Origin of the sequence: Roseivirga sp., assembly GCF_965216855.1 — a bacterium.
In the GTDB taxonomy this organism is placed as follows: domain Bacteria; phylum Bacteroidota; class Bacteroidia; order Cytophagales; family Cyclobacteriaceae; genus Roseivirga.
Genome location: NZ_OZ244204.1, coordinates 4489091 through 4506882, shown reverse-complemented (window position 1 = coordinate 4506882; position 17792 = coordinate 4489091). Strand labels below are relative to the sequence as shown.

At 43.5% G+C, this 17792-nt stretch carries 14 protein-coding genes; 11 read left to right on the top strand and 3 right to left on the bottom strand.

Features of this window, described 5'->3' with window-relative positions; translation table 11 throughout:
- The first annotated feature begins 173 nt into the window (after positions 1 to 173).
- The 4 genes from ACOOEY_RS19900 (at position 174) to ACOOEY_RS19885 (ending at position 5445) form a co-directional block, all read left to right on the top strand.
- Positions 174 to 1547 (top strand): sigma-54-dependent transcriptional regulator, encoded by a 1374-nt coding sequence (locus ACOOEY_RS19900; RefSeq protein WP_420386482.1) that lies wholly within the window; start codon positions 174 to 176, stop codon positions 1545 to 1547.
- A 67-nt stretch (positions 1548 to 1614) separates the two neighbouring features.
- Positions 1615 to 2085: a hypothetical protein gene (locus tag ACOOEY_RS19895; protein WP_420386481.1), complete on the top strand. Its 471-nt coding sequence runs from the start codon at positions 1615 to 1617 to the stop codon at positions 2083 to 2085.
- On the top strand, positions 2085 to 3440 hold the full coding sequence (locus tag ACOOEY_RS19890) for a sensor histidine kinase (protein WP_420386480.1): 1356 nt from the start codon (positions 2085 to 2087) through the stop codon (positions 3438 to 3440). The genes ACOOEY_RS19895 and ACOOEY_RS19890 overlap by 1 nt, the downstream gene beginning before the upstream one ends.
- Positions 3441 to 3543: 103 nt before the next feature.
- Positions 3544 to 5445, top strand: a complete 1902-nt coding sequence (locus ACOOEY_RS19885; RefSeq protein WP_420386479.1) for a peptidase M61 — start codon at positions 3544 to 3546, stop codon at positions 5443 to 5445.
- A gap of 139 nt (positions 5446 to 5584) precedes the next feature.
- Here ACOOEY_RS19885 and ACOOEY_RS19880 read toward each other — a convergent pair whose 3' ends face one another.
- Positions 5585 to 6007: a hypothetical protein gene (locus ACOOEY_RS19880; RefSeq protein ID WP_420386478.1), complete on the bottom strand. Its 423-nt coding sequence runs from the start codon at positions 6005 to 6007 to the stop codon at positions 5585 to 5587.
- Between the two features lie 324 nt (positions 6008 to 6331).
- Between ACOOEY_RS19880 and ACOOEY_RS19875 the strand changes: the two genes are divergently transcribed.
- The 7 genes from ACOOEY_RS19875 to ACOOEY_RS19845 all read left to right on the top strand — a co-directional run bounded on the left by ACOOEY_RS19875 (position 6332) and on the right by ACOOEY_RS19845 (position 14495).
- A complete protein-coding gene (locus tag ACOOEY_RS19875; RefSeq protein WP_420386477.1) occupies positions 6332 to 8050 on the top strand; it encodes a phospho-sugar mutase in 1719 nt (572 codons plus the stop codon).
- Positions 8047 to 8499, top strand: a complete 453-nt coding sequence (locus ACOOEY_RS19870; protein ID WP_420386476.1) for a DinB family protein — start codon at positions 8047 to 8049, stop codon at positions 8497 to 8499. Before ACOOEY_RS19875 ends, ACOOEY_RS19870 begins: the two co-directional genes overlap by 4 nt.
- A gap of 5 nt (positions 8500 to 8504) precedes the next feature.
- Complete coding sequence (gene murB, locus ACOOEY_RS19865) at positions 8505 to 9512, top strand: UDP-N-acetylmuramate dehydrogenase (protein ID WP_420386475.1); 1008 nt, start codon at positions 8505 to 8507, stop codon at positions 9510 to 9512.
- Between the two features lie 94 nt (positions 9513 to 9606).
- The gene (locus ACOOEY_RS19860; protein WP_420386474.1) at positions 9607 to 10854 is read left to right on the top strand and encodes a TCR/Tet family MFS transporter; all 1248 of its coding nucleotides are present in this window, start codon (positions 9607 to 9609) and stop codon (positions 10852 to 10854) included.
- Between the two features lie 64 nt (positions 10855 to 10918).
- Positions 10919 to 11791 carry a dimethylarginine dimethylaminohydrolase family protein gene (locus ACOOEY_RS19855; RefSeq protein WP_420386473.1) on the top strand — a complete coding sequence of 291 codons (873 nt, stop codon included), beginning with the start codon at positions 10919 to 10921 and terminating at the stop codon, positions 11789 to 11791.
- A gap of 44 nt (positions 11792 to 11835) precedes the next feature.
- A complete protein-coding gene (locus ACOOEY_RS19850; RefSeq protein ID WP_420386472.1) occupies positions 11836 to 12852 on the top strand; it encodes a helix-turn-helix domain-containing protein in 1017 nt (338 codons plus the stop codon).
- Between the two features lie 77 nt (positions 12853 to 12929).
- Positions 12930 to 14495 (top strand): CRTAC1 family protein, encoded by a 1566-nt coding sequence (locus ACOOEY_RS19845; RefSeq protein WP_420386471.1) that lies wholly within the window; start codon positions 12930 to 12932, stop codon positions 14493 to 14495.
- Positions 14496 to 14607: 112 nt separating this feature from the next.
- Here the strand turns inward: ACOOEY_RS19845 and ACOOEY_RS19840 are convergent, their stop codons facing one another.
- Together ACOOEY_RS19840 and ACOOEY_RS19835 are read right to left on the bottom strand one after the other, a co-directional pair.
- Positions 14608 to 16695: an OmpA family protein gene (locus ACOOEY_RS19840; RefSeq protein ID WP_420386470.1), complete on the bottom strand. Its 2088-nt coding sequence runs from the start codon at positions 16693 to 16695 to the stop codon at positions 14608 to 14610.
- A gap of 120 nt (positions 16696 to 16815) precedes the next feature.
- Entirely contained in the window at positions 16816 to 17781 is a 966-nt protein-coding gene (locus ACOOEY_RS19835; protein WP_420386469.1) for an ABC transporter ATP-binding protein, read from the bottom strand.
- Positions 17782 to 17792: the final 11 nt, after the last annotated feature.

Sequence of the window (17792 nt, the reverse complement as noted above, 5' to 3'; positions counted from 1 at the left end):
GCATGATCAGGAATAGGCCACATTTGTGCCATCTTTATAATTATCTATTTTTCAGTCACTTATAAAGTCTTACTCTCCGCTAATCAATTATTTCGTCTCAATCTGAAACGTTTGCTTGTCTCATAATGACACAATTTATACATTCGCCCCCGAACTCACTATTCCCCTGAAGCATGTCTAAAATTGACGGTAAAATCCTGGTTCTTGACGATGATCAAGGTGTACTCTACACAGCCAAGATGATCTTGAAGCAACATTTCGAAACAGTCGTCACAGAGAAGGATCCACTCAAATTAGACTTTCTGCTGAATCAGGACAAGTACGATGTCATTGTTCTGGACATGAACTTCTCTTACGGATTGACCAGTGGCAAGGAAGGCATCAAGCTGCTGCGTAAAGTACTGGAGAAAGATCCTTCTGCTCACGTACTCATGAACACGGCCTATGGCGATATAGACATTGCTGTTGAAGCCATGAAAGAAGGCGCTGTCGACTTTCTGGTGAAGCCCTGGCAGAAGGAAAAGCTATTAGCTACCGTCAAGGCTATCTATGATCTCAGTCAAACCAGAAAACAGCTGGAAGATGTGAAAGCCAGCCAGAAAATAGTGGTTCAGGATCAGCAAAGGGAATTCAATGATATTATCTCGGTCAGCTCGGCCATGAAGCCTGTTTTCGATGCCATCGATAAGGTAGCAGCAACAGATGCTAATGTCCTGATCCTGGGTGAAAACGGAACCGGTAAAGAACTCATCGCCAGAGCCATCCATAATAAGTCTCCCAGGGTTGATGAGAACTTCATCAAAGTAGATTTGGGTGCTATTACCGAAAGTCTCTTTGAATCAGAGTTATTTGGCCATGTGAAGGGTGCCTTTACTGATGCCAGGGAAAACCGTCCCGGCCGATTCGAAATGGCCAATAAGGGTACGCTCTTCCTCGATGAAATTGGCAACCTGTCTCTTTCCATGCAGGCCAAACTGTTAACTACCATTCAATTCAAGCAAGTAACCCGTGTAGGTTCCAACAAGGCCCTCCCACTCGATACCCGTTTGGTTTGTGCTACCAACATGCCGCTTTACGAAATGGTGGCCGACAAAGAGTTTCGTCAGGATTTACTTTACCGAATCAATACAGTTGAGATTAAGCTTCCCCCTTTGCGAGATCGCGTTGAAGACATTGAGCCACTGGCCCGTCACTTCCTCAAAATGTATGGCAAGAAATACAAGAAGGAGAAAATGAGGCTGAATGAAACTACCCTGACCAAACTGAAAGCCTATTCATGGCCGGGAAATGTGAGAGAGCTTCAACATGCGATTGAAAGAGCCATTATCATGTCAAATTCGCATTTATTGGCTCCTGAAGACTTCTTGCTGGTAGAAAGACCAGACCAGAATATAATCGCTACAGACTCTTTCAACATGGAAGATATGGAGAAGCAGGCCATTCAGAATGCCATCAGAAATGCCGATGGCAACCTGACCAAGGCGGCCAAAGCCCTCGGATTGGGTCGTAGTACGCTCTATCGCAAAATGGAAAAGTACAAGCTCTAATTTTTTGTTCCCTGAGTTTTCATTTTAGCATTTCTCCCTATTTTAGAGCCTTCTTCACAAAGCATCAATGAAGCTCTTTGTTTCTTTTTTCCTTCTGACCCTGAGCCTGTGCCTCTCTGCTCAGGAAAGTAATATCGATGAGGTAGCTCAAATGATTAAAGACAGTCAGTTGAAGGATGAAACCAATGACTGGGTCTTCTTTGGCAAGTATAGCTCCTCTTTAAAAGGTATAGACAATGCCGTCTCGGCTCATTTGAGAATTGAAGACAATACCACGGTGCGCATGTATCTGCTGGCCAAAACAGACTGCTACATGTTCTTTGATGTACGTGATCAGAAAGAAAAGTACATTTTCGGCACCAATGACCCCATTAGCCTGGAAACCGAACTCATGGGCTACAAAGCAGCCACCTCTATTTATACCTATGAGGAATCTTCCCTGATGAACATCAACTTTGGTATCCGCTGGGGATGCGCCAATATGCTGGATACTGAACTTCGTTTGCTGGTATTCTATGTGAATAAAAACGCGAAATAATGGAGTATAAGTACTTCAGGTGGAATATCATCATACGCATAATACTCCTGCTAGCTCTTGGTTATACTGCGGTTTATGTGCTCACCTCAACACATTTCTGGCTGGTTTCCTTTTGGCTCTCATTGGCCTGGGTCATTGTGCTGATTAACCTGATTCGCTATGTTGAGCGCTCCCGCAGAGAACTGGCTTATTTCCTTCTGGCCATCAAACAAGGCGATTTCACTAATACTTATCATTTCAAAAAGACGTCCGACCTTAACTATGCATTCCATGAAATCAATCAGGTTATGCAAGAGCTCAGTCGCGAAAAAGCCTCTAACCTTCTCTACTTGCAAACCATTGTAGAGCATGTAAGAGTGGCGGTTATCTGCTTCGATCAGGAGTATAAAGTAAAGCTGTTCAATCAGGCCGCCAAATCATTATTCGGTAAACGACAGGCCAGTTCTATCAAGAACATTGAAACCATATCAGAACCCATTGCCAGGGTCATTATGAAGATGGGCAATGGAGAAAGAGAGCTGATTAAGGTGAACCTGAATGGCCAAATCTTCAACCTTTCCATGTTGGCCACCGAGTTCGTACTGCAAGACCAGAAATATAAACTTGTATCATTCCAAGATATCAAGAGTGAGCTGGAAGCTAAAGAGATTGAGTCCTGGCAGAAACTTATCAGGGTACTGACCCATGAAATCAAGAACTCAGTCATTCCCATTTCTACACTCTCGGAGGTGATTCTCCAAATGCTCAGATCAGAAGATGGTTCAGTCGACCTTTCCAAACTCGATCAGGAATCAGTAGAAGATATAGTGGGTGGTATAGAGACGATTGAGAGCCGAAGCAAGGGACTGGCACACTTTGTTTCCACTTATGATCAATTGACTAAAATACCTAAACCTAAACTTAACAACCAAAATATTAAACCCCTGATTAATAATACACTAAAGTTATTCAAGGCAGACACTGATAAGCACAACATAGAAATATGTGCTATTTTAACCGATACCCAAATAAACATCGATTCTGACCTAATAGAGCAGGTTTTAATCAATCTCATCAAAAATGCCATCGAAGCCATCAGGTCACTTGACAAACCTTCTCTCACTCTGCAAACGGAAGAGTTGGATCAGGAAATTCTGGTGACGATTAAAGACAATGGAGAAGGTATTCCTGAAGAAATTCTCGACAATATTTTCGTCCCCTTCTACTCTACCAAGGAAGGAGGATCAGGCATTGGGCTTTCCTTGTCAAGACAAATTATGAGGCTTCACAAAGGGCAGCTTTCTGTGGAGACCTCCCCTTCAGGTACCAGCTTTACATTGCACTTTCCTAAGAGCATGATAATTAACCAGAAATAGGCAACATCCAACAGCCAAATATTTTTTAGCATTTGTTAACATCGCATTCAGAACAAAGCCTTTTCTTTGGCGTCCATTAAATAATCACTAAAACTAATCTTGAATGAAGCGATTGAATCTTGTGCTGATGGCGCTGCTGCTATCTACCAGCATTTACGCAGCCAACCCCTACAAATATACAGTCGACCTGACCCGCGTCTCTGATGACAAGGTTTTCGTTGAACTGGAAACTCCAAGAATCAAGGAGAAAGAAATTAAGTTCTACATGCCGAAAATCATCCCTGGCACCTATGCCATTGCTGACTACGGCCGTATGGTTTCTGACCTGAAAGCTTATGATAAGCGTGATAATCTGATGGAAGTTGAGCGCTTAGACGACAACACCTGGTTAATCAAAGATGCCAGAAAACTAAGAAAGATCACCTACCTCGTTGAAGATACTTACGACACTGAAAAATCAGGACCGTCTATCTTTCAACCAGCCGGAACGAACATTGAAGACGATAAGAACTTCATCATCAACAACTCCGGTTTCTTCGGTTATTTCGAAGGCATGAAGAAAGAGGAGTTTGAATTGAACATCGTTCGGGAATCCAGCTTCTATGGAGCCACCGGTATGATCCCGGATAACAATCCTCCATTGATTGGTAAACTGGATATTGAAGGTCCAACTGCTGATCTGGCTGTAGATCGTTTCATAGCAGAAGATTACGACAGACTGATTGATTCTCCACTCATGTACAGTGAAGCAGATACAGCTATCATTAAAGTAGCCAATACAGATGTGCTGATTGCCAGCTACTCCCCTAACAAGATGGTCTCGGCTAAGGAGATCGCTGAAAGTATCAGAGAAGTATTGGCAGCACAAAATCAATTCCTGGGAGGTAAACTACCTGTAGACAAATACGCTTTCATTTTCTACTTCACGGATCAACCTGTTACTTCTTATGGTGCACTGGAACACTCGTACAGCTCTGTTTACTATATGCCTGAGCAGACTATTGAGCAAATGAATCAGCAGTTGAGAGACTTCGCGGCTCATGAGTTCTTCCACATTGTAACCCCTCTGAATATTCACTCTGAGGAGATTGGCAGCTTCGACTTTAATGATCCTAAAATGTCTCGTCACCTGTGGATGTATGAGGGCATGACAGAATACTTTGCCGGAAGCGTACAGGTTAAATATGGTTTGGTTACTCCTGAAGAGTATCTCGGTATGTTGCAGGAAAAACTAGTGATTTCACAGCAATTCAAAGATCAGTTACCATTTACTGAGTTAAGCCTTGGTGCACTAGACGAGTACGCAGATCAGTACTATAATGTATACCAGAAAGGTGCGCTTATTGGTGCTGCATTGGATATCCAGTTAAGAGAGCTATCAGATGGTGCTTATGGTGTCCAGGATATGATGTCTGACCTGTCTAAGAAATATGGTAAAGACAAGTCGTTCAGGGATGAAGAGCTATTCGATGAGATCGTGAACCTTACATACCCTGAAATTGGTGAATTCCTGAATACTTATGTAGCCGGAGATCAGTCGTTACCTTATGATGAAATCTTTGATAAGGTAGGTGTGAACGTGATCAACAATGGCACTGTGAAGCAGCACTCACTAATTTTCAATCAGAGCAACGTAACGCTTGGTCAATACGAAGGCAATCAGATGCTGGCCATTTCTAACGAAGCCGGGCTGGATGCTATGGGTAAAGCCCTAGGCCTGAAGTCTGGTGATATTGTATTGAAGATGAATGGCAAGGACTTCCCTGTTTATGGTCCTGAGTTGAATGCTTTCCTGGGTGAGCAGGTTCAAATGATCCCTGGTCTGGAAACTTTCACCATGACGGTTTGGAGAGAAGTGGATGGAGAAGGTCAAAAAGTTGAGTTATCAGCTCCTAATCAGCAGATAGAAGTACCTGTTCCATTGGCATTAGTCTTCAACGAAGAGGCCTCAGAGCAACAACTAAAATTAAGAGACTACTGGTTGAAACCAGCAGAACAGAAATAAAAACAGAAGAGGTTGTTTCAAACGCCTGCCCAGCGTCACCCTGAACTTGTTTCAGGGTCTCAGTAGATTCTGAAATAAATTCAGAATGACGTAATCCGGCAAACTTGAAACAACCTCTTTATTATACCTGGTTTTATACTTATTTCGCTCTCCAGGCCACGTGCTTGGCACTCTCCCCTACAGTTACTATCAGCCTGGTTGGACCTGGCACCAAAACCAGCTTCACTTCCTGACCAGCAAACTCTTCTACCTGAACAGGTACTCCCTCTCCAAACTCTATGTCGTAGCTGTACCGTCCCTGATTATCTTTCTGATTTCTGATATAATTCTTGGCAAAATAGGCTATCGGCAGTAAGACATCATTGTCAGGGCAAAACTCATCATGAACAGCTTCAATGGCTTCTTCCAGGTAATCTCCGAACTCCTCAATGAAGTCATCTTCCAAATCGTGCAGTTCCTCTTCAAGCTCGTCATAACGCTCATCGCTGTAGCTCAGCTCATCCAACTCATTGATCTTATCTGCAATTACTGCGAAGTCCTTATTCAGTTTATCTATATCCATGAATTATAGTTTTGTGCAAAGCTGTTGAGTTCAATTTTAAGTTCCAAATAATAAGATGATGGTTTTGGCGATTGTCTTGAGACAAGGTGAAAATTCATGAATTGAGCTGCGAATTCTCATATTTCTTCGCTTGTTTCTCCCCAAAGACTCCTTACAAGCCCGTGATTTTAGTTTTTACTCGCAGAAAATCGTATTTCATTTTCAACAAATGAAAGGGACTTCTATTTTTGAATTCCATATGACATTGTTCTTGAAACATTTCTCAAAAGCAATTTCAATTGCCGAAAAATTCAATCATTTTCACTTAAGGAATTATCCTCTCTTATGATAGACCAAGCAATTCAGCAGAAAGCCGACCAGTGGCTCAACTCAGCCATTGATGAGGAAAGTAAAGAAGCCATTAAAGCATTGAGCGAAACCGAACTGGCAGATTCCTTCTATAAAGACCTGGAGTTTGGGACTGGCGGACTGAGAGGAGTTATGGGCATCGGTTCAAACCGAATGAACAAATACACCGTGGGAATGGCCACTCAGGGACTGGCTAATTACCTGAAAAAGTCATTCGCTAATGAAGAAGTTAAGGTGGCCATTGCCCATGACAGCCGTAACAATAGTCGCTTCTTTGCCGAAACGACAGCTGCTGTATTCTCAGCCAATGGTATTAAGGTTTATTTATTCGAAGATTTAAGGCCTACTCCCGAGCTTTCATTCGCGATCAGAAAACTAGGCTGTAAGAGTGGTGTTGTGCTTACTGCTTCTCACAACCCTAAAGAATACAATGGGTACAAAGCCTACTGGGACGATGGTGCTCAGGTAATAGCCCCACACGATAAAAACATTATCAAGGAGGTCCAGGCCATTTCCGGAGTAGAGCAAGTGAAGTTTGAAAAAGACGATTCGCTTATCGAAACCATCGGAAGAGAGCTCGATGAAGCTTACATTCAGGAAGTGCTGAATCTCACCCTCTCCCCGGAGGTAATCCAAAAGCAGCACACCCTCAAAATCGTCTTCTCTCCTATTCATGGTACCGGTATCACGCTTGTGCCTGAAGTTTTGAAGCGCAAGGGGTTTGAAAGTGTGACAGTGGTGGAAGAACAAGCTATCCCGAATGGTGACTTCCCTACGGTCGTCTATCCTAACCCGGAGGAAAGAGAAGCCATGAGTCTGGCCCTGCAGAAAGCCGGGCAAATTCATGCAGACCTGGTAATGGCTACAGACCCTGATGCAGACCGTGTAGGTATAGCCGCCAGAAATGCCAAAGGGGAATACGAAATACTCAATGGTAATCAGGCAGCTTCATTGCTTATCTACTATTTGCTGACCAAATGGAAGGAAAACGGTAAACTGAACGGCAATCAGATGATTGTTAAGACCATTGTTACCACCGATCTGCTTGATAAAATGGCTGCCAGCTTTGATGTTGATTGCCCCAATACACTAACAGGCTTCAAATTTATTGCAGCACTTATTAAGGAACTGGAAGGCAAAAAGGAGTTTATTGGCGGTGGTGAAGAAAGCTACGGCTATATGATCAGCGACTTTGTGCGCGACAAGGATGCAGTGGCTTCCTGTGCTATGCTGGCTGAAATGTGTGCCTGGGCTAAAGATCAGGGCATGACGGTATTCCAGCTGCTCAGCAAGATCTATCAGGAATTTGGCTTCTTCCTGGAAGACCTGGTCTCTATTACCAAAAAAGGCATGAAAGGTGCCGAAGAAATTCAGCAAATGATGGCCGGCTTCAGGTCAGCGCCTCCTCAAACCCTGGCAGGGTTGAAGGTGGTCAAATTAATGGACTATCAATCTTCGATAGCCAAAGATTTAGAGAGCGGAAAAGAATCGGCAATAGATTTACCCCAATCGAACGTTCTTCAATTTGTACTGGAAGACGGCTCCAAGATTTCTGCCAGACCATCAGGAACAGAACCAAAAATAAAATTTTACATCAGCGTGAACCAGCCTTTAAAGAATGAGGTTGAATATGATCACGTGAAAGAAGAATTGCTGGGTAAGATCAACCAAATAAAACAAGAACTAGGGCTATGAATAACGCAATACAATCATTATCCGACCTTTTCGAAAGAGACCTCGATCGACTACTTCAGGAAGTAAAGGCTTATAAGAAAGAAGAGAACCTCTGGATTCTCGAAGGTGAAATCGCTAACACAGCCGGAAACCTGGCCTTGCACCTTTGCGGTAACCTTCGCCATTTCATTGGAGCTATGCTTGGTGGAAGTAGCTATATCCGTCAAAGAGACGATGAGTTTGGCTTAAAGGATGTAAAACGCTCAGAATTGATCAGTCAAATCAAAGAGACTAAAAAATCTGTGCTCGATACACTGGCAGAATTACCGGAAGAAAAGCTGGATGAAATCTATCCTGTTAATGTATTTGGAAAAGAGATGACTATCCTTTTCTTTCTCATACATTTACAAAGCCACCTCAATTACCACCTGGGCCAGCTAAACTATCACCGAAGACTGCTAGATCAATAATCTGAATGTTTCAACAGAACGTCTCCCTTAAACCCTTTAATACTTTTTCATTAGAAGCTAAGGCCGGGCACTTCAAGGCCTTCAATTCTGTAGAGGAACTCAAGGAGGCTTTAAATCATCGTAAGGGTTTAGAACTGCTGGTTTTAGGTGGCGGAAGTAATATACTCCTCACCAAAGACTTCAATGGATTGGTATTGAAGAATGAGCTGAAAGGCATCGAATTAGTCAGGGAAACGGAAGAACACTATTTTGTTGAAGTACAGGCCGGAGAAAACTGGCATCAGTTTGTGCTGACTGCCATTAGCAATGATTGGGCTGGTATTGAAAACCTATCTCTCATTCCGGGTACTGTGGGTGCTGCACCTATGCAGAACATTGGTGCCTATGGAGTAGAAATTGAGCAGGTATTTGAAAAACTGAAAGCTGTAGAAATTGCCACTGGTGAGGTGCATACCTTTTCTCATGCAGACTGCCAGTTTGGTTACAGGGAAAGTGTCTTCAAGAAAGAACTGAAAGGGAAATACATTATCACCTCCGTTACCTTCAGACTGAATAAAGAACCTGTCTTTAATACCTCTTACGGAGCCATTAAAGATACCCTGGATGAAATGGGAATTGAAGAACTCAGCATCAAAGCTATCTCTGATGCGGTTATCCAGATCAGGCAAAGTAAGCTCCCCAATCCGGAAGAAATTGGCAATGCCGGAAGCTTCTTTAAAAACCCGACTGTCGATAAAATCGACTATGAAGGTTTAAGGGCAGAATTCCCCGGCATACCGGGATATCAGCAACCCGAGCAAAAGATGAAAATCCCTGCCGCCTGGCTTATTGAGCAGGCCGGCTGGAAAGGAAAAACCTTTGGCCCTATTGGTGTGCATAAAAACCAACCCCTGGTATTAGTCAACTATGGAGGTGGTGAAGGCGCTAAAATCAAGGAACTGGCTTTCGAAATTCAGCAATCCGTAGCCACTCAATTTGGTGTTGAACTCACCCCGGAGGTAAACATCATCTAGTTGTCAAGATCTTAAACCACTCTTTTAATTCTTTATTCTTTTCCTTTAGGCATTTGATTTCAAAGCGGCTAAATTCACAGCTGCTTTTTCAACTATGTCCAAAAGAACCCCAGCTTTAGGCTTCATTTTTATTACTGTCCTGATTGATATTATCGGGCTTGGACTCGTTATTCCAATCTTTCCCGATTTGCTAACGGAATTAGGCGGGTTCACCTATGGTGAAGCCTCCCTAAAAGGAACACAACTGGTCGCTGTCTACGCCATCATGCAATTTATCTTTGCCCCCATTCTTGGTGGCTTAAGTGATCAGTATGGCAGGCGACTCGTGCTCCTGATTGCATTATTCGGATTAGCTGTTGATTATCTGTTTCTGGCATTAGCTCCAACCATTGCTCTCCTCTTTATAGGAAGAATCATTGCAGGTATGTGTGGGGCAAGTTTTACCACCGCGTCAGCCTATATTGCCGATGTAAGCCCACCGGAGAAGAGAGCAAAGAACTTTGGTCTTCTGGGAGCCGCTTTTGCGCTTGGTTTCATTATTGGTCCTGCTCTTGGTGGCTTTCTGGGAGCATTGGGGCTTCGTGTACCGTTCTTTATTTCCGCGGGACTCACCCTGCTCAATTTTCTATACGGTTTCTTCTTCTTACCCGAGTCTTTACCCAAAGAGAGCAGGAGAAAATTTAGCTGGAAAAGAGCTAATCCAGCAGGATCATTGAAACAATTGAAGAAGAACCCTATTATTGTTGGCCTTGCTTCCGCTCTTTTCTTTGTCTATATAGCCGGGCATTCAGTTCAGTCGCAATGGTCTTACTTTGGAGCCGAAATGTTCGAATGGGGCCCCAAAGAGATTGGTGCCTCTCTTGGTGTCATAGGTGTTATGGTAGCCATAGTCCAAGGCGGATTGATTGGGGTGATCAGCAAGAAGCTTGGTAACAAGAAAACTATCTACCTGGGGCTGTTCTTTAATTTTGCCGGCTTGGTTCTCTTCTCATTGGCTCAAACAACCACCATGCTATATATCTTTCTCGGTGTATATGTTTTAGGTGGACTGGCTGGCCCAACGGTTCAGGCCATTATGGCTGGTCAGGTACCCAATAGTGAGCAGGGAGAGCTACAAGGTGGACTTACCAGTCTTATGAGCCTTTCATCTATCTTCGGGCCTATTATGATGGGAATTACCTTTAAGTTTTTTACTACTGAAGAATATTATTTCCCAGGGGCACCTTTTGCTCTGGGCGCAGTCTTCTCTCTGGTTTGTGCCATTCTCTGCATTAGAACCTTGAGAAAAGTAGAGGAGCCTAAAGCCGATGAGGCCACTACTCCGGCAAAGACTATGGCATAAGCTTTTAGAATTAGGTTGATATCTAAATCTGCATGGCTAACTTTGGGAGCTAAAAAATTAAGATTTGAATTACCTACCTCTAAACATCACCAGCGAAACTAACCCACTTAAAACTGTAATTCTTGGCATTGGTACCGATCAGGGAAAACCCTATGAAATCAACCCTGTGGCTAAGATGCATAAGGAACAAGGCACCTATCCAACCCCTGAAGCCATTCAGGCTGAAATTGCAGAAGCCAAAGCCGCACTGGAGAAAGCCGGAGTTGAAGTTATTCAGCCAGATAACCTTTCGAATCAGAAACAGATCTTTACCCGCGATATTGGTTTCGTTATCGATGATAAATTCGTGGTGGCCAACATGAAGGAGCCTTTGAGACAGGGCGAAATCGAAGGCATTAATGAAGTACTGGATCAAATTAAGCCTGAAAAAATTGTTCGGATTCCTGAAGGTGCAACTATTGAAGGTGGCGATGTACTCATTTGTGGTGACCATGTGCTTGTTGGTATCAGTAAAAGGACGAATCGAGCAGGTTTTGAATATGTTCAAAGTCAGTTTCCCAATAAGCAGTTTCATGCTTTGGAATTAGTGGTCAGTGATGATCCGGCAGTGAATATTCTTCATCTCGATTGTGCTTTTCAGCCGGTGGGTGATCGCTATGCTATTTTCTATGAAGAGGGCTTTGCCGAGCGCCCTGAGATCATCTTTCATCTTTTCGAAGAAGAAAACCTCATCAGGGTAAATCAGGACGAGAAAAACAGCATGTTCCCGAATGTGTTTTCCATCAGCCCCAAAGATGTGCTTATTGAAAAGGACTTCAGCCGATTAATTAAAGAACTTGAACTAAGGGGAATTCAGTGTCACCCTGTTAAGTACAGTGAGACATCGAAGCTCAGTGGTTTACTGCGATGCTCTACGCTGCCATTGATCAGGGAATGATCTTTATTGCGGATATTCCGTAAGCAAGTTAAAGCCAAAGTTAAATGCCAAGTTTCTGGATAGTTCTGTTTACTGCCACCGTCTCTCAGGGCATCTTCCTGAGTATAGTACTGGGAATGAAGCAGCAATGGAAAAACAAGGCAGTTAACATTCTCAGTCTCCTGGTGCTGAGTTTTACACTTACCCTGGCTTACTACTTATCGTTCTGGCTACAGATTGTTCATTACCTGCCACCGATATTCTCCTTGAGCATGCAGTTTACCCTGCTGTTCGGCCCATTGTTATGGATTTACTTCTGCAAAGTTCGAAACAAGCCTGCCCCATATGTTTGGCTGCACTTTATCCCCTTTCTTATGGCAGTAGTAGCCCTTGTCATCAGCAATGGCACTCAATATATCAGAACCGTAGGCTTTAGTGTTATTCTGCTTCAGAATGCACAATTGGTGGGTTACGCGGTAGCTATGTTACTCATAGTGAAGGACTCTGCGCTTCGTGTATTGGTGTACGCTTTTGCCGGTTATGCTGCCTGTTTTCTAAGTTACTATGTGCTGGTCTGGACAGGAACACTGCAATTACAGTATGACTATATGGTATCTCTGGGTATGGCTGTATTTATTTATAGCATTGGTTACCGGGGCCTGAAAACAGAAAGTTTCGTTCCCGCAGAGAATGGAGAAAAGTATTCAAACTCAGCGTTGACCAGCGATGCACTCCAATACATCATTCAGAAACTCGACCAGGTAATGGTGCAGGAAAAACTCTACCTGAATGGCGACCTGAAATTGCAAGACCTGGCGGACGAGCTGGATGTGAGTATTCATTCTCTTTCTCAGGCTATCAATGCAGGAAAGCAGAAAAAGTTTAATGACTACCTCAATGAGTTGAGAGTTCAGGAAGCCAAAAGGCTGATGTCTTCTGAAAGTCACCGCGACCTTAAACTCATTGCCATTGCTCTCGATTCTGGTTTTAATAATAAGACCAGCTTCTTGAATGCCTTTAAGAAACATATAGGTGTCTCCCCTTCAGCCTATCGCGAAAAACTTTTAGCCCAAGCCTCCTGATTCGAGGAAAATATTATCGGATTTACCGCATAACATAAAGTAATGAGTGTATTTCAGGTATCACGACTTGAAATACTATGACAACAAAACGATTAAAAACTCAAAGATTATTCTTACTCCTTAGTCTCATTTCCGGGCTCTCCTTACAGGCTCAGGACTTTAAACTGATTGACAAGGGAGCCTTTACTCAGGACCGATTGAATACCAACGGTGCCTCATTTGTAGACATCGACAATGATGGTGACCTCGATCTGTTCCTCACCAATGCCAACCTGCCCTTTGGCGCCAATACCATTTACCGGAACGATGGTGATGACATGTTTACTCAGGTAGAAGCTGGTGAACTGACCGCCCTCCAGGTAGCCAGCTTCGGGCATAGTTGGGCCGATTATGACAATGATGGACTAATGGATGTATTTATAGCCAATGGGTTTACGCGCTTTGGTTCGCTGCTTTACAAGAACCTCGGCAACTTTCAGTTCCGAAGAATTGAAAGCTATAATACAGCTAATGTCGGGACCCTCGCCTTCGATGCCGCCTGGGCCGACTATGATAATGATGGATTTGTCGACCTGGTCACTATTCATCCCGCTAATTTCGTGGGCAAACCTGTGGAAAGTAATGGCTTGTTCAGGAATGAAAACGGTCGCTCCTTTTCATATCAGGCCGGATACCCTATCACCGGTCCTACCGCTCCCTTTACCAATGCCACCTGGACTGATTATGATCTGGATGGAGATATGGACCTCTTTATTGGAGCGGGTCCTGCCAATGGTACTGTCGCACCTGATTTCCATTTCAGGAATATGCTCAAGGAAAGCGGTCAGGTTAGCTTTCAGCGTATCACTAACCAACCCATCGGTACCGATGGTATGGACGGTCAGACCTGGAACTGGATTGATTATGACAATGATGGTGACCTGGATGCCTTTATGACCAATTACTCCGGCTTACCCAACCCACAGGGAGCTCCCGCTGGTATGCTCAACTGCCTTTACAGGAATGATGGAGATACACTCATCAAAATCACTGAAGGTCCTTTGGTTGAAGAGCTTTCTGTTTCTCTAGCCAATGTGTGGGCAGACTTTGACAATGATGGCTATCTCGATGTCATTGTAGGCAACGCACAGAATACTAATAAGCTATACCATAACAATGGCGATGGCACATTTACTTATGTCAGCACTAGCGCCATTGAAGCTCCCGGACCAAAGAATACCTGGGGAATAACTTATGGAGACTATGACAATGATGGTGATCAGGACTTATACATCACCTGCAAAAATGGCTATGTAGCTCCTGCTCCCAGCGGAGCAGAACTCAACTACCTATATAGAAATGACCTAAACAATGGTAATCACTGGCTCACCATTAAATGTGTGGGTAGTCAATCCAACCAATCGGCCGTTGGAGCCATTGTGCGACTAAGAGCAACTATTAATGGACGGACTATGACTCAGACACGGGTAATCGGCAGCAACAACACCTTCCTTGGTGATAATGACATTAGGGCTCATTTCGGGCTCGGAAACACTGCCACAATTGAGCGCATTGAAATTCAGTGGCCTTCCGGAGTAGTTGATCAAATGACTAATGTACCAACTGATCAAATCATGACCATTACTGAGGGACAGACCAACTAGGCACTACACGCGTGCAATCGCCAGGGCTGATTTCCATTCTTTTACAGTTCCTGGCAAAAAAAGAGGTTGTGCCTTAATGGACACAACCTCTTTCATTTGAATTTATTGAATACTAGTACTCTACCTTATTACCGTTTTCATCGATAAAGTACAGTTCTACCCTTCTGTTGAATGCTCTACCCTGAACGGTTCTGTTAGAAGCAATAGGAATGTCTTCACTAAAGGTTTTAGTGGCCAATTGACTTGGATTCACTCCTTTGTTAATCAGATAGTTGTACACTTCCGTATACCTTCTTTCTCCAAGCGCTACGTTATATGGGTTCGTACCATAAGCATCGGTGTGACCTGCCACCATAATTCTCAGGTCTCTTCTTCTTACCAGCAATTCAGCAGCTTCATCCAGTCTTTCGAAGAATTCTGACTTGATATTATGCTTATCGAAATCGAAGAATACGTTCGGTAGCTCAATGGTTTCTTCAGTCACAGCAGGAACAACAGCAGCTTTTACTTCCACTTCTTCCGGCTCCTCTTCTTCTGTTACTTCTTCCTGAACTTCCTCAACGGCCACTACTTCTTCAGCTAGCTCTTCAGCTTCTTCTTCCTCAGTTACAGGCTCAATTCCTTCAATAGAAGGATCTTCCACCGGAACGTTGGTCGGGTCAAGATCGAAGCTATTGATCATTTTCACATAGATGTCTTTTTCAACCTTGTCACAGCCTATATAGAAGTCTTGCTCTACATCAAACTCATCTCTAAAGAGCACTCGAATGGCATGTACCTTCTCATAAACAACCTCATCGTCTTTAGTCACTGTTAAGGTGAAGTCACGTTCAATCGGCATAGTCATTTTATAGACACCGTACTCATTAGTCATGGCAGTGAGTTCTTCACCATCCTGAGTAGTTACTTTAACCTCTGCGAAAGCTACCGGAGATTCATTGTCACAGTCCAGTAGTTTACCCTGAAGCTGGGACTTGTTGAACATGATGATTCTGTAAATATCTACCTGGCCATAGCCATCAGGACGGCTTGAAGACAAATAAGCATTCTTACCATAGAGTGTAAAGAAAGTATCGTCATTGGGCAGGTTAATGGGTGCTCCCATATTTTCAGGCTCTGAGAACTTACCGGTTGCACTATCCAATCGTGTGGTGAAAATGTCATAACCACCCATAGAGTCATGGCCTTGTGAGGAGAAGTATAATGTTCCGTCTTCAGCTACAAAAGGAGCATCTTCACGCTCAGGTGTGTTCAGCTCCTCGATGAAGTAAGGCTTAGACCATTTTCCATTTTCATCTTTATGGACAATGTAGAGGTCTGAATTCTCCTCATCATTACCAAAGCTCGATGCGTAAATCATGGAATTACCATTATTGTACAGGTAGGCATGTGAATCCCATTTATTGGTATTGATAGGAAGAGGTTCTCTCTTGCTCCAGTTGCCATCGGCCTCTTTGTAAGAGATAAACAGATCTTCATCGTAGAATGTCAACAGGGTGCTATCACCATTGGTCAGCTGAATAGGTGCCTCATTAGCATCTGTTGCCGAGAAGCCATCGAGCGGCTTGTCTTTCTTCCACTTATCCAGCTCATCCATCTCAGCCGTCATTACCATTTCATAGTTCTCACCATCATCGGCAATCTTACCCAGGCCAGATCTTCTGGCGGTAAAGAATATCCCCATCTGATCCGCTGTAACCACCTGAGAATACTCATTCCCTTCAGTATTCACATTAGGTCCTAAGTTCTTAATAATAATATCCTTGGGGTTAGAGAGGTATTTTCTGGCATTCTGAATTTTGTTAAAGAGGGCGTACCAATCTGCCTGATCCTGCTCCTCAAGCGAGCTGGGGTTAAGCCTTCTTAGTGTGCGCTCGGCATCATCTACGCGTTCAGCCACCAAATAGGCTTCAGCGTAAGGAATCCAATAATAAGGGAGTTCTTCTGCCAGAGGGGCAGATTCCTGAAATAATTCGAAAGCCTTGTCCATCCGGTACCTCTTGGTATGACAGATACCGGCCAGCCACATGGCTTCATAGCTTTTTTTCTTCTTGGCAAGTATGGGTTCCAGCTCTTCTAAAGCCACTTCCCAGTCCTCTTCAGCCATAGCTCCATATACTTTATTCAGGTTTTGTGCATGTAACTCAGATAAAGTAACGGATAGACTGCAAATCATTAGAACAATGAATAGTCGTTTCATAATAAGTCTGATAGTCGTCTTGGTTAAAAAAAATCGACAGGTTAGTCCTGGAGTTGATGGAAGTTGAGGGAGTGCTGCATGCAACACAGTGCTAATATATTAAAAAACCAACAGTTGTTGTTAATCCTCAGTAAAATGTAGTTCATAACACTTTAAAAAACCTAATTCTACTGACTGCTCTATGGAGATTTGGTCAGAAGTATGAAAAACGACCTGACCTTCAGTCTCTGTCCTTCCTCTGCATAAATAATAATTTCCCATAAATGTGCACGACTCCACATAGACCTCAAAAGCATGCTCTTGCTCCTTAAGGCTTAAATGCTCTGCCCGTATATAATGGACCTTGCCAGATAAGTCTTTTACGGTATTTACACGCCCAAAAAACTGAGCAATATCAAGAGTTTCAGGGTGGTTGTAAATCTCACTGGGTGTATCGATTTGCAACAATGTACCTTGATCTACATAGGCAATCCTGTCAGCAATTAACAGAGCATCGCGTACATCATGACTAACTAAAACCAGAGAAATCCCCTCCTTCCTGACAATATCTGTCAGTTCAATGAGCAGGTCTTCTTTAATGATAGGGTCCAGATTGCTGAAAGGCTCATCCATTAAAAGGAGCTCAGGATCATCTGCCAGTGCTCTGGCTAATGACAGCCTTTGCTGCTGTCCACCAGATAATTCTCTGGGCTTTTTAGAGGCGAACTCCCGAAGTCCACATAGATTGAGAAGTTCATCGCAGCGTTCTTCCTGATATTCTTTATTGAAGTGAAGTAATTTATACCTGATGTTCTCAGCTACAGTCATGTTGGGTTTCACCTGAAAATCCTGAAAGACCATTTTGATCTTGTCATGACCAGCAATCAACTGCTCCTCAGGATCCTTGAGTGGCTCACCACGGAACAGGATGGAACCGGAATCAGGTTTCATTAAACCAGCTAACATTCTAAGCAAGGTACTTTTTCCCGAACCACTCCTACCTACAATGGCCAGTACTTCGCAGTCAGACAGTTCAAAAGACATGTCTACTACTGCTCCGTAGTGTTCACCCGGGTACTTCTTAAATAGCTTTTGTACTTGCAGCATGATAATAGAAA

What these genes read in the sequence shown, in the direction of transcription:
- ACOOEY_RS19900 (WP_420386482.1), top strand. Translation starts at nt 174, where the DNA reads ATGTCTAAAATTGACGGTAAAATCCTGGTTCTTGACGATGATCAAGGT.
- ACOOEY_RS19895 (WP_420386481.1), top strand. Translation starts at nt 1,615, where the DNA reads ATGAAGCTCTTTGTTTCTTTTTTCCTTCTGACCCTGAGCCTGTGCCTC.
- ACOOEY_RS19890 (WP_420386480.1), top strand. Translation starts at nt 2,085, where the DNA reads ATGGAGTATAAGTACTTCAGGTGGAATATCATCATACGCATAATACTC.
- ACOOEY_RS19885 (WP_420386479.1), top strand. Translation starts at nt 3,544, where the DNA reads ATGAAGCGATTGAATCTTGTGCTGATGGCGCTGCTGCTATCTACCAGC.
- ACOOEY_RS19880 (WP_420386478.1), bottom strand. Translation starts at nt 6,007, where the DNA reads ATGGATATAGATAAACTGAATAAGGACTTCGCAGTAATTGCAGATAAG.
- ACOOEY_RS19875 (WP_420386477.1), top strand. Translation starts at nt 6,332, where the DNA reads ATGATAGACCAAGCAATTCAGCAGAAAGCCGACCAGTGGCTCAACTCA.
- ACOOEY_RS19870 (WP_420386476.1), top strand. Translation starts at nt 8,047, where the DNA reads ATGAATAACGCAATACAATCATTATCCGACCTTTTCGAAAGAGACCTC.
- murB (WP_420386475.1), top strand. Translation starts at nt 8,505, where the DNA reads ATGTTTCAACAGAACGTCTCCCTTAAACCCTTTAATACTTTTTCATTA.
- ACOOEY_RS19860 (WP_420386474.1), top strand. Translation starts at nt 9,607, where the DNA reads ATGTCCAAAAGAACCCCAGCTTTAGGCTTCATTTTTATTACTGTCCTG.
- ACOOEY_RS19850 (WP_420386472.1), top strand. Translation starts at nt 11,836, where the DNA reads ATGCCAAGTTTCTGGATAGTTCTGTTTACTGCCACCGTCTCTCAGGGC.
- ACOOEY_RS19845 (WP_420386471.1), top strand. Translation starts at nt 12,930, where the DNA reads ATGACAACAAAACGATTAAAAACTCAAAGATTATTCTTACTCCTTAGT.
- ACOOEY_RS19840 (WP_420386470.1), bottom strand. Translation starts at nt 16,695, where the DNA reads ATGAAACGACTATTCATTGTTCTAATGATTTGCAGTCTATCCGTTACT.
- ACOOEY_RS19835 (WP_420386469.1), bottom strand. Translation starts at nt 17,781, where the DNA reads ATGCTGCAAGTACAAAAGCTATTTAAGAAGTACCCGGGTGAACACTAC.